The sequence below is a fragment of the Thermosyntropha tengcongensis genome (assembly GCF_055381335.1).
Genome location: NZ_AP042437.1, coordinates 757969 through 770738, shown reverse-complemented (window position 1 = coordinate 770738; position 12770 = coordinate 757969). Strand labels below are relative to the sequence as shown.

The 12770-nt window shown below is 36.4% G+C and carries 11 protein-coding genes; 4 read left to right on the top strand and 7 right to left on the bottom strand.

Annotated elements, in window-relative coordinates; genetic code table 11:
* Nucleotides 1–113: 113 nt before the first annotated feature.
* Nucleotides 114–1727: an AAA family ATPase gene (locus ACZ42E_RS03725; RefSeq protein WP_464893115.1), complete on the bottom strand. Its 1614-nt coding sequence runs from the start codon at nt 1725–1727 to the stop codon at nt 114–116.
* Between the two features lie 239 nt (nt 1728–1966).
* Between ACZ42E_RS03725 and dgt the strand changes: the two genes are divergently transcribed.
* Complete coding sequence (gene dgt / locus ACZ42E_RS03720; protein WP_464893114.1) at nt 1967–3427, top strand: dGTP triphosphohydrolase; 1461 nt, start codon at nt 1967–1969, stop codon at nt 3425–3427.
* A gap of 234 nt (nt 3428–3661) precedes the next feature.
* Here dgt and ACZ42E_RS03715 read toward each other — a convergent pair whose 3' ends face one another.
* Both ACZ42E_RS03715 and ACZ42E_RS03710 read right to left on the bottom strand, forming a co-directional pair.
* A complete protein-coding gene (locus ACZ42E_RS03715) occupies nt 3662–4852 on the bottom strand; it encodes a copper amine oxidase N-terminal domain-containing protein (RefSeq protein WP_464893113.1) in 1191 nt (396 codons plus the stop codon).
* A 438-nt stretch (nt 4853–5290) separates the two neighbouring features.
* Nucleotides 5291–6907: an MBL fold metallo-hydrolase RNA specificity domain-containing protein gene (locus tag ACZ42E_RS03710; RefSeq protein ID WP_464893112.1), complete on the bottom strand. Its 1617-nt coding sequence runs from the start codon at nt 6905–6907 to the stop codon at nt 5291–5293.
* 343 nt (nt 6908–7250) lie between these two features.
* Between ACZ42E_RS03710 and ACZ42E_RS03705 the strand changes: the two genes are divergently transcribed.
* Nucleotides 7251–7796 (top strand): hypothetical protein, encoded by a 546-nt coding sequence (locus tag ACZ42E_RS03705; protein WP_464893111.1) that lies wholly within the window; start codon nt 7251–7253, stop codon nt 7794–7796.
* Nucleotides 7797–7813: 17 nt separating this feature from the next.
* Nucleotides 7814–8356: a hypothetical protein gene (locus ACZ42E_RS03700; protein WP_464893110.1), complete on the top strand. Its 543-nt coding sequence runs from the start codon at nt 7814–7816 to the stop codon at nt 8354–8356.
* A 30-nt stretch (nt 8357–8386) separates the two neighbouring features.
* Here ACZ42E_RS03700 and ACZ42E_RS03695 read toward each other — a convergent pair whose 3' ends face one another.
* Together ACZ42E_RS03695 and ACZ42E_RS03690 are read right to left on the bottom strand one after the other, a co-directional pair.
* On the bottom strand, nt 8387–9376 hold the full coding sequence (locus ACZ42E_RS03695) for a hypothetical protein (RefSeq protein ID WP_464893109.1): 990 nt from the start codon (nt 9374–9376) through the stop codon (nt 8387–8389).
* A complete protein-coding gene (locus ACZ42E_RS03690; RefSeq protein ID WP_464893108.1) occupies nt 9363–10148 on the bottom strand; it encodes a patatin-like phospholipase family protein in 786 nt (261 codons plus the stop codon). The genes ACZ42E_RS03695 and ACZ42E_RS03690 overlap by 14 nt, the downstream gene beginning before the upstream one ends.
* Before the next feature lie 92 nt (nt 10149–10240).
* On the opposite strand from ACZ42E_RS03690, the gene ylbJ reads away from it, so the two are divergent.
* Nucleotides 10241–11419, top strand: coding sequence for a sporulation integral membrane protein YlbJ (gene ylbJ / locus ACZ42E_RS03685; RefSeq protein ID WP_464893107.1), 1179 nt, complete (start codon nt 10241–10243; stop codon nt 11417–11419).
* Here ylbJ and ACZ42E_RS03680 read toward each other — a convergent pair.
* Nucleotides 11416–11877, bottom strand: a complete 462-nt coding sequence (locus tag ACZ42E_RS03680; protein ID WP_464893106.1) for an ATPase — start codon at nt 11875–11877, stop codon at nt 11416–11418. The genes ylbJ and ACZ42E_RS03680 overlap by 4 nt on opposite strands.
* Before the next feature lie 3 nt (nt 11878–11880).
* Nucleotides 11881–12444: a 16S rRNA (guanine(966)-N(2))-methyltransferase RsmD gene (gene rsmD / locus ACZ42E_RS03675; RefSeq protein WP_464893105.1), complete on the bottom strand. Its 564-nt coding sequence runs from the start codon at nt 12442–12444 to the stop codon at nt 11881–11883.
* Nucleotides 12445–12770 lie beyond the last annotated feature (326 nt).

Genomic DNA, 12770 nt, shown 5'->3' with positions numbered 1-12770 from the left:
CTTGCTGGTACCGGGAGGCCCGGTCAAAATAACTTGTCTTGTCCACCCCCGCAGCAATATTTCCGCCACTTCTAATTCCTTAATAATAGTCTTTATCACTTTCCCTCTCCCCTTTACAAAATAATTTTTTTCCAATCTCTTGGTGAATTCTTTTCCATTTCTTTTATTTTTTCTCCAGCTTTGGCAGTTAAAATGCCATCCTTTAAGTATTCCTTCAATAAAGGAAGCACCTTATACTTCGCTTTAAAGATAAGCTCTTCCTCATCCTCAGCCATAAAATAAGTATGTCCAATCATAAAATCTTCCCTATTCATATTAGAGGTGCAGTACCCTTCTCTGTAAAAAAACTCTTCAACTTTTGTATACAAATCCCTAGCAAAACTTAATAAGTTACTTTTATTGCCAACATAATAACGTTCAAGTAGTTCCTTATCAGAAGGACACTGAAAAAAAGCAAACCTGCGACGAACTGCATAATCCAAAGTTTCCAAGGAAAAATCCGCTGTATTCATGGTACCTACAATATAAAAGTTTTCAGGAATAAAAAAATCATAATCCTTATCTTCATTAAAATATAAAGACTTTATTTTCTCGTTTCTGTACTCTAATCCGTATATAAGCTCCCCTAAAACTGCTGACAGCAATGCCCTATTAATCTCATCAATAATTAAAACATATCTAGGGGGTCCCTTTTCTTCACCAATTGCTCCCCCCAATTCATGGTTCACTCTTACCTCAGGATTCCTATTTGCAATTTCATTAAATTTTCTAATATCCCTATATTTTTTTATCAAATCTTTAATCTCTCTTCTCTTCAAATCCTCAAGGCCTTCACTGCTATCATAGAACAATATATAAGCAATCAAGGCCTCCATTACCATCTCAACTAAAATCCTGTTCTTAATTTCATAATTTATATTTCCTTTACCAGTTTCTACTTTAATTCCCTGGATAAAATCTTCCCGGGTATAAGAAGGATGAAACTGGACTATTTCCCAAGCACCTTTATATCTATCCTCCGACTTACGACTACTGAATCTGAGTTTCTCCATTTGTTTTGCTAGTTCATGATTATCTATATCACTAAAAAAAATTTCCTTATTATCATCATAGTCGCTATCAAAGGTTATCTTCTTTCCCTTAAGATCTATCCCCAAAATCCTAGCAGCTAATCTCTTAGCTATATGTGTCTTTCCTGTACCCGGGGGCCCCGTTAATATCATAAATTTGCTATATTTATAAAGATTATTTAACTTTTTGCAAGCTTGGTAGTAACCATTATTCGCTGTTGGGTTAGCAAAATATTTTATAGCATCAATCACTAAATTTAAAAAATTCCTATATTTACCATCTTTTACAATAGGATTTAAATTTAGTTTATCAAAACCATTAGGGTTAGCAGTTAAATAAAATGTAGTATTATTAGCAAAAGCCTTATTTATATCTTGAAATTCTTTTTTTAGTTTAGAGTTTACGTTATATTCCTTAATTTCTATTACAATATATTTACTTTTATCGCTCATTTTATCATTACTATTAATATTAAACAAATAATCGTCTCCCAACCTAACACCAATATTAACTGTTGTATCTTCATTTGCCATATTTTTATCATAAGAAAGTTTTACACCTTTTAATGAAATCCCATTCAATCCTAACTTTAAATCTTCTGCAATCGCTTTCGATATCATCTTCTTTTCTTGTTTTGATATCATATTTACTTCCACACCTCTTCAAATGCTAGTTATAATTACACAAACACACTTCTGACTATTATGTTTTCAATACTCTTCAACCATTAAAAAATTGCATTTTATTCCCATCTTATCCCCCCAAGTTACAATATTCAAAAATACAACATGAGAAATTCTTCCTTTTTACAGAAATTCCTGCTAAAATTTCAATTAATATATAAATTTTTACAAATAATTTTTATAAATTAAATACTTGGGGGGGAAATCAATAAATGCCAAAAAATACTTCTTTTATTTCCTTATCCGCACCTGAAAAATACATACGCAGAAAATATCAACAAGAAGGCAATCATAGCTACCGTAATGAATTCATGAGGGATCGAGACAAAATTTTATATTCTAAAGCTTTTAGACGTTTAAGCGGTAAAACGCAAATTTTCTTAACCAAAATCGATGATCACAGAAGAACCCGTTTAACCCACACCCTTGAAGTTGCACAGATAGCCCGTACTATATCTGCCAATCTCCAACTAAATGATGACTTGACCGAAGCTATTGCTCTAGGACACGATGTTGGTCATACCCCTTTTGGCCACATAGGAGAACGAGTGTTAAACCTCATAATGAATGGTTGCGAAGAATTCACTTGTTTTATAAATAAAGATGAAAATAAAGGTTTTAAACACAATCTACAAGGGATAAGAGTTCTGACTAAAATTGAAAAAAGTATTTATGGCGATAATAAAAGTCTAAACTTAACCAACTTTACGCTTTACGGGATATTCCATCATACCTCTGCTAAATGGGAAAATCGTTGCCCGTATTGCGATGAAAAAAATTCAGAATGTAAAATTAAAATCTACAGACCTAAAAATTGTGCATGTTCAGGACAACTGTCGACTAATTTCTATACAGATAATTGTGAATATCTAAAAATAGAAGAATTGGGAATAGATGCCGTTTCGCTGGAAGCGCAAGTAGTAAAATTAAGTGATGAAATAGCTCAAAGGCATCATGATTTGGAAGATGCTATCCTAGCAAAAATTATGACCCCTGGTGAAGTTTGCGAATTATTAAAAAACACTTTTTCAGATCTTAATTTTCTTAGTTTTAAAAGAAAAAACTATAAAACTATATTCAATAATAATTTAAAAAATATGGAAAAACAAATAAACGGTATGTATTTTGTACCTTACATGTCCAGATTAATCGTTGATCTTTATGTTACACAATTATTGGCCAATAGTATGGAAAAAATAAAAAAATTTACCGAAAATCACCAAATAGATCGTAAAGGTTTTGTAGAAAAATTTGGTGAGTTATCAGAGGGAATTACTGAATTGGTAAGTTTTTCTGAAGAATTTGTAGAAAAAGATAAACAAATAAGAAATTTTTTAAAAAATAGAGTTCTCAATTCATTTGAAGTACAAAGAATGGATGGGAAAGGCGCCTTTATAATTAGAAAACTTTTCAGGGCATATTTAGCTAATCCTCAACAGCTTCCTGATGATGTAATATTGCAAATTTACAGTGATTGTCAAGGTTCCCCTATCCAAATTAATTCAATAGAGGATTTTAAAAAAGAGGTTGGAGAAAAAAGAAATCAATTAGATAGGGATAAAAGTACAAACGAGAATGATTTTTTAAATTGCCTATGCAGAAATATATGTGACTTTATCGCAGGGATGACCGACAATTATGCACTAGAAGAGTATAAAAAACTTTACATATAAAATTATTTTCCTGAGACTGAATATAGAAACATAAACAAAATTCAGTCTCAGGAAAATCAATCTAACTTTTTAAAAATTAATAATTTTAAGGACAAAATAACTTTGTTATTAATTATAAAAATCAAATCCTTATAAACTTCTGGTTCTTTTAAAAATTAGAAAATAAATTTTGCCAGACTGGAGTAAGGCTTAGCTTTTATAAAAGCACAAAATTTTTTACAGCCTCAACAAGTACTAATTAAATAAACTGTCATCATTCATTTCTTCCTGAAATTCTTCATCTATTTCTTCCTCTAATTCTTCATTTATCTCTTGCTGAATTTCATCATCTATTTTCTCCTCTAACTCTTCATTTATTCCCTCCTGAAATTCTTTATAATACATTTTAGCTTGTGATTCTTTATATGTTTCATTTCGCAATTCTTCATTAGCTGTTTTCTCTGCCTCTTCTTTTATTTTTTGTTGCACTTCTTCCAATGGAATGGGAGTACAGCGTTCATGATCGACATTAAACATCATATAAGGGCGTAATACTTTTCCTCCTTCAAGTTTCATTTCATACATATTACCTGTTACAACTTGAATAACATACCAGTAGACTTCTCTACTGCCATCTTCATAAATTATTTCTCCTACAAGACGCGGATCAATTATCAACTCATATTTCCATGTCCATGATAAACAGGGTTCCCAAAACCTGTACATACATGGCTCATAATAAGATTTAATTTCATCATACCTGTAATAAACTGCCCAATCCAATCTACATACATCATTTCTCTCATTTGAATATGCGCCAGCTTCTGCCCAATCTTGCAATTTTGCTATTTCTTCATCATCTAAACCATCTTTCAAATATACCGGTCCTTCTTTGCCAGTACAAGCGTACTTCTTTTTGATAGCACCTATTACATAATTTATTTGCCTCCTATCTTGGCCTTGAGTAAAAATTACAATATAAATTCTTCCATAACTAGCATTTACAGCTTCTATTTTATAATTTAAGCCTTCAGTCAAATATCTTATAGGTATATAAACTCTTCTTTCTGATTTCATTATAAATGGCTCTACATCCATTGTTTTTTTCTGCCCGTTCATAAAAACCCTTTTATCACCTATAACCATTTCCACTTTATTATTATCCAAAATTGCAGTTATTTTTTTCTGGGATTCATCCCAATTAATTTGAGCATTTAAAGCTTCTCCAACAAGTCTATAAGGAACAAATGTCCTTGACTGGACTATAAAAGGCGCTCCATAACCTGGCTTTAATTCCAGTTCATTATTTTCATTGTCAATTAATATTTTAACTCTGTAATTTTTTTGCATATTTTCATAATTTACAGCATAAACAGGATCAGTTTTGATCAAAAAAACAAACATCAATGTTAAAAATAAACCAGTAATTAGTATAATCCTTTTCATTTAACCTTCCCCTCTTTTTTCTCTCTTCCCAACTTTTTTTAATCAAGCTGCAATCTTATTTTTATTTTTCCGCCGCCTCTCATAAGCGACATCATTTCCCCGAATTTTACCTCTGTTTTTTTTCTGCCTTGAACTATAATCCAGTTTGCTCTTTTAAAATTAACAAAAGATAAACAGCCTACTTTTGGCCGAAAAAGTACATTTATTTGGTAGGGGGTCAAAACAAAATAATACTTCTTAATTACATCCAAAGTATTTCTCATTCATAATTCTTTTACCAAATTTAAAAAAATCCCAATGACATAGTGCACAAGCAAATTAAATATCCTTATCTGTCATATCTTTTTCAGTATTTTTAAACTTGATTCCCGAACAATGAATATATCAAACATTATCTTTATATTTGAGTATTAATCCCCTCTTCAAATATTTGAAAGTTTATAGTTCTATCTTAAAACCTTTTTCACTAGGCCAAACAACTTCTGCCATTCCTCTGAACTTTTCAAAAAACTGGCGGTTTTCTCCATGTACGGGAATAATAATCTCAGGCCTTATAGTTTCAATAAGCTCTATCATGCCTTGTCCATCTATATGTCCCGAACAGTGAAACCTTCCGTCATCTTTATTTATATCTCCTAGCTTTCCATACAATTCCATGTCAAAGAATCTAATCCAATTCAGCATTTTCTTATGGTCAATTGCCATTTCTTCATTATAAGCTTCGCTGGAAGAATATATATACACAGCATTATAAGGCTCTATGGAAAGCAAATCATCAAAGTCATAATAAGAAAAACATAATATGTAGTCTCCGGGATTCCTCCTTAACTCATCACCAATAACCAATTTGTCATTAATACCCTCCAATAATTTATTTTTCCATTTGTCTTCTCTTAAAGAAATATCATAGTAAATATTAATATGTTCATCTGATAACGGATCCCAATTTATTTCTCCCACATTATGATACAAGGCACTTAGAAGATAAAAATCTTTATCAGTAACTACCAATTTTCTACCTGTATACCTTGCAATGTCAAAAAACGTTTCCAGCCTTTCTATATTGCGAGGTGCAAAATCAGCGATAACCAGTTTACCTTTGGCATTCTTGACAACATCTAAAGCATTATTCTTGACATCTTCTTCTGTAACTGATTTTTCCCTATCAACATGTGTACATTCACACATAAGAACCTTTGGCTTAAGTCTAGCTGCTTCCTGGATAAAAGTCTTAGTTTTGCCCCCTTTCTTGCCGTGCATGCGAATATCTCCTGTATAAACCACCCAACCTCCTTCTGTTTCAAAAGCATAAGCAGTAGCACCAGGCACAGAATGATCAACAGGCCAATACTTATAATCTTTAAGCCTGGTTTCTTTTATTTTGTGCCTATTTTTATTTATTTCATTACTTTTTGTAGGCGATTCAATCATAAATTCTGTAAATTTTTCACAGCCATACCGTGGCTCTTCTAAAAGGACAAAACCTCTAAGTTGATAATTATGATCATATTTAGAATTATTTTTAGAATCAGATTTAGAAACAGCTCTAATTACTTCTTTCGTAAATTCGAGCCCATCTTTTTCTATTTTAGAATATTCTTTTTTGTATTCCTTAAAATAGCATATATCAAATATATTCTGTGAAGTATCCTGCATAGCTTTCATTATCAAAGCAGTAACAGGGCTGCAATATACCGGAACAGTAACATCTACAAAAGATAAATAACCAAAATGATCTGTATGGGCATGGGATATAAAAACTGCATCAAGCTCCAAATTACGATACAGAGGCCTGTTCTTGAATTTTTCCCATAAATCATCAAGTTCAAAGTCTCTTCTATAAATACCTTCCAGAGGTGGAATAAAGCCGAAACAAAGGTAATCATGCAGACCTCTTTTTTTAGAAGGCTTTAAAAACTCTTCAAAATACTCCCCTTCCTCAGCAAAATTCATTCCAAAATCAAGCATAATATTGCCCATCATCTTATCTTCCAGCAATATCTGGTTGCCGCCAACCTGGCCAGCACCTCCATAAAATGTTATCCGTGTTCCCATCTTATCCCCCCAAGTCACAATATTCAAAAATACAACATGAAAAATTCTTCCTTTTCACAGAAATTCCTGCTAAAATTTCAATTAGTATTTAAATTTTGGCATAATTATTTTTTTATGCAAAAATTTCTGCAAATGCTGCTGGCAGCTCAATACCTAAAATTGTACGGAGCAAATTTTGCTTAATCCACCATGAATAAAACTGCTTTTCAAAACGTCAGCCAGATAAAATAATTGCTCCAGTTTAAAGCTACAACAGACTGCAGGCAGAAAAAATTACCCGCTGCCACCTTAGCTTATAAATACTTAAATATTATTTATCCTCATCCCCTGAAAGGTGATCTCTATGCAGAGCCAGTTCCCCTTTTTCCGCAAAATGAAAGATTTCCTGCATAAACTGAGGAAAGACGCCCTTTTTATTTTTGTCCTGTCAGCCATAAGTTTTGCAGCAGGAAGCACAGCCTTATATCTCATTAACAAATATATCGTTCATGGATATTATTCAACCCCCTATCTGGCAAGCAAGAGCGAATTAGCCAGATTTAAAAAAATCGGAAGAGAATTTGTACTGGCTACCTATCAGTTTGAAAACCCGTCTGAAATAGACAGAAAACTTGCCCGGATCAGGAGCAGCTTTGAACCTGATTTTTACCTTTGCTACATTAATCCCGCCAGTGATTCCCCGCTGTACCAGCGCAAGATTTATTATGAATGGGGGAAGATAACCATAATAGACATGGCTGCGGAAAAAAAGCCTGATAATGAGGTAATGGCAGTCATAGTCGGAAGATGGGAAAAATCAGAAGGGGGTTATGTAGACAAGACCCCGGTATTTATTGCGATAACTTTCGATGCTGAGGGTAAAATCAAAAATATCAGGGAACTTAACTAAATAAAGCGGTGGTTTCTATGGATAAAAAGAATTCTTCCTTCAAGGAAAAAACCGATATCATAACTGTTTTTAAATCAGAACTGCATGTTATAATTCTGAGTTCCATACTGGCGATAACATATTTTTGCATCTTTGACCACTGTATTGCCAGCAGGTATGTTTCCGCCAGGTATACAGCCAGCCAGCGTGAATTGAGCCATTATAAAGAAATAGCCCGGAAATTTGTCATGGCTACCTATCAGTTTGATAACCCGGAAGAAATCGATAAGAATATTAAGCAGCTGCGAAAATATTTCGCAGACGATTTCTATCCTATCTATACCTATGAAGAAGGGGAAGGCATCTATTCGCTGTTCCCGGTTCACAAAACCTTCAGCTGGGGCAAAGTGTTTATATACGACATAGTTGCGGAAAAACAGCCGCCCAGTAATACTAAAGTAATCGTGACACTTTCCTTTACTACCGGCGAAGGCGGAGACTACAGCTTTACCAGGCCCGCATTTGTTGCAGTAACCTTTAACCAGAAAGGCAAAATAACAGACATAACGGAGGGCTTTTGAATATTTTAAGAAAATATCTGCCGCTCTCAACTACTGAAAGCGAAGATCGCGGCTTATTTCTTCTTCTTGGGCGAATTTGCCGTTTTTAAAGACATAGGTGGCACTCACAAACAATTTGGGGTCATCTATTTTGGACTGGCCAGAAGCCATAGTAAGATAGTTTACCGTTATTTCGGAACCGGAAACATTGATCCGCAAAACCCGGGAATTCATAAAAAGCTCGTCAACAGGCACAGTTTCATACTGTCCGCTCCCATAATCAAAATATGCGTAAATATTGGGGAAACAGGCGTTGCCTCCGTAGTTTTCATTTAAAACAACCACCGCATCGGTAAACCCGTCGTTATTAATATCCCCAAAACCCATAACTTCTTCAGCTTCTGCTATCAAAACATTCTCGCGCAATATCCCTGTTGAGGTATCTGGCTCTACATACTGGCAGCAGCCATTAACCAGCTGTCTCCTGCCCATATCAAAAGGATAATAGGCATTAAGAACTCTGGTTTTTAAATCCTTTGTTCCATCCTGGTTTGAGAGCTTATTATCCTTTTCTATCCTGGCTTCTTTTTCAGCTTCCAAATTGGAAGCCTTTTTTTCATCTTTTATAAAGTTTTCTGCATTCTGCGGCTTTATGCGATGTAAGGCAATATAACAATTTTTCGGCAAGTTTTCCCACATCATTATATCTTTGCTCAGGAATCTAATTTTAAAGGCAGCAGATCCCGGATAAAAAGATAAAACATTTTTATCAACATAAAATACCCCTTGCGAAGGCCTGGAAGCAGAAGCTTCCAGAACAGCCAGGCTTATCTGGTAGTAATAATAAATTCCATCCGGGTTAAATGTATAGACATCCATGAGCCCTTTATCGTTTACACCTGCCCAGGTCCCGATAAGCCTGGCTTCCGTCCTCCACAGCGGTGAAAGCCAGCATAAAAATACTCCCCCTGCCGCCAGCAACATAAACAAGGCCAGATACTTAAGGCTCCTCTTTATCCTCAGCCTTTTATTCCCCTCCAACCCCCAGCACCCTCCTTATCTCCTCTAACCTGGCTTCTGCCTCTTCCCTACCCAGAGCTATAATACGGTCCGCTTTATCGAAATCGCGGGAAGAGAAGCGGCCCACTTTGGGCTGCAGAAGCACATCTGCCTGGGAAGAAGCCAAATCAAAATGGTATTTCTGCATAATATCCAGTGATGCCATGATTACATCCAGAGTGTTTCTTATCTCTACCTGTTTGTCAGGGCCAAAGGTTACGTCCACGGCAATTACAATATCAGCCCCTTTTTCTCTGGCTACATCTACCGGCAGCCGGTCAATCACAGCTCCATCAACCAGAACCATGCCATCCCTCCTTACCGGATTGAATATGCCGGGAATAGATATGCTGGCCCTTATAGCATCAGCCACGCTTCCTTCCTCCAAAACTACCCGCTGTCCGGAAATGAGGTCAGTAGCTACGGCATAAAAAGGCAGGTTAAGTTCAGCAAAGGTTTTTTTCTTGGTAAGGAGCTCCAGGAGGTAGGTTACTCTTTTGCCAGCCATAAATCCCAGTCGCGGTACATGGATGTCGTAAAACATATCCGTATTTATCTGGCATATCATCTTTTCCAGCATTTTAAGATTGGTTCCTGAAGCATAGATTCCGCCTACCATAGCCCCCATGCTGCTGCCGACTATGAAATGAAAAGGAATATTATTTTCCTCCAGCACCTGCAGTACTCCGATATGAGCATAGCCTCTGGCGCTGCCTGCCCCCAGTACCAGAGCTATGCGCGGACTTTTTCCCATATTATTCCTCCTGCTTTTGTTTTATCCTTTAATTCTATTATTTCACTTCCTGCCATATTATTTTTTAAGCCGGCAAGGGGGGGTATCTATTCATGGCGCCTTTTTCACGCCTGTTGTTTACAGCTATAACCGTAGTTTTCACATTATTTATGATTATTAGTCCGCAAGAAACAGTAAATGCCGCATTAAGCGGTTTTAAATTATGGTATTCAGTTCTTTTGCCTGCCCTTTTGCCTTTTTTTATCGCTGCTGAACTGCTGGTAAGCCTGGGCCTGGTTAAACTTCTAGGCTCTATACTAGAACCAGTAATGCGCCCTCTTTTTAAGCTTCCCGGCTGCAGCAGCCTGGTTCTGGTAATGGGCTTTACCTCCGGGTTCCCGATGGGAGCAGTCCTTACCAGAAAGCTTTATGATGAAAAAATGCTCACCTGTGAAGAAGCGGAAAGGCTGGTATCTTTTACCAATAATTCCAGTCCCCTTTTTATCATAGGGGCAGTAGGGGTAGGTATGCTCTCCTCCCCGCTTCTCGGATATATGCTGGCATTTTCACATTATGCCTCCAATCTGCTAACCGGTTTATTTCTGGCCAGAAGAGCAGAAGAAAAAATAACCTCCTCTATCTCTTCCCACAAAAACAATTTCAGGCTGTTTTTAAATCACGAAACTCCCGGAATTGGACGTCTGGCAGGCGATGCAATAAGGAACAGCATCTCCAATATCCTACAGATAGCAGGCTTTATCATAATTTTTTCCGTTTTCGCCCGTATGCTTATGGTATGGGAAATTATGGACATTTTTGCCCATCTTCTTCTGCAAAGCCTGCCTGGCACAGGATTAAACTACCAGGCTGCCTATGGAGCAGGAATGGGCATTTTAGAAATGACCATCGGCATAAAAACAGTGAGCTCATCCGACATAAACCTGCTCCCCAAACTTATTCTAATAAGCCTTCTTATGTCCTTCAGCGGACTCTCCATAATCTCCCAGGTAATGAGCGTAGTAGCCGGGACGGGAATCCGCCTTTCTTTTTATCTTAAAGCCCGTTTTATCCAGATGATTTTTTCTATCTTTTTTACCTGCAGCGGCTATGTATATCTTTTAAAAACCTCCCGCCTTGTTCCGTCCCTTTCTATTCCCTATCACAAACTTCTATACTCGGTTAATGCCTGGCAGCTGGCCATAAACTCCTTTATAATCGGGATTATCATAATCATCATAATGGTCGCCATAAGCCTTGTCCTTAAAATATCAGAAGAAAAACCTTTTCTTTAATCCCGCGCAGATGAAAAGTTCCTCAGCTCCTCTTTACCCTGCAGGACAGCTTCCAATCCCTTGCGCAGGACTATTTCCATATGGGTTAAAACCCCTTCAGCATACTCGTCAGCATCTTTCCTTATTTCTTCCGCCATCTTCTGGGCTTTGGCTATTATCTCATCCGCAATCTGACGCGCATTGCGGGTTATTTCATTTTCATTCAATAAACGGCTGGCCCTTTCTTCCGATTCTCTTATATATTCTTCCGCCTGGCTGTAAGCCTCCTGTTTTATCCTTTCCCTTTCTTCAATAATAAGCCGTGCATGTTCCAGCTCTTCCGGCAGGATAGCCCTTATCCTGTCCAGCCTGTCCAGAAACAAATGCGGTTCAATCATGGTTTTCCCTGACAGGGGAACCTTTTTGCCTTCTTTTACCATAATTTCCAGTTCATCTAATATTCGGTAAATCTCCATCATTTTTTAAGCCTCCCGCAACATTTTGTAATAATGCAGTGTTGAATCCCCATAGCTGTTCATGCGGTATCTTGCCAGATACACAAGTTTTTCCGGCATATCTTTGTCCCGCTTGCTTCTTATAATCAATATCCCATCTTCCGTCAATATATTTGCCCTATCTAAAGCTTCCATTACCTTATCGAATATGCCCGGATTGGTAAAAGGCGGATCAGCAAATATAATATCAAATTTGAGCCCTCTTTTTTTCAGTATATCAATCGCCTTAAAAACATCATTGCGGTATACCTCAAAACCTTCCGAAAAACCGCAGTTTTCTATATTTTCCTTTACCGCTTTCACCGCCTCCCGGCTGCTGTCAATAAAAATAACTTTTTCGGCTCCCCGGCTTAAAGCCTCAATGCCGGCACTTCCGCTTCCACAAAAAAGATCCAGAAAAACCGAACCTATAACCCTTTCTCCCAGCACATTAAACAGGGCTTCTTTTATCATGTCAGTAAGCGGCCTGGTACTAAGTCCGGGAGGGGAAATCAGCTTTTTATTTTTAGCCATTCCTGCTATTACCCGCACTTTTAATTCTCCTTCTATAATTCGCCAATATAACGGCTATTACCTTTTTTACCCTATTGATTTTATATTTTACCACAAAATTTTTTTAAAATACTGTATAGACTGAGCCAAAAACGGCAATGATATTAGTACCAGATGAAAATCTGGTAACAAACCCTCCCCAACAACTTTACAAAATTCTCCTCTCCCCAAAATGGCGGTCAAAAATGACCGCCATTTTAAATTCACCAAAAAAATTAAGAGGGAACAGCTCCCTCTCTTTGATAACAATCATTTTTATTTCCAGGTTTTACATAAGACTATATCAAACCAGTATTTCTAAAATT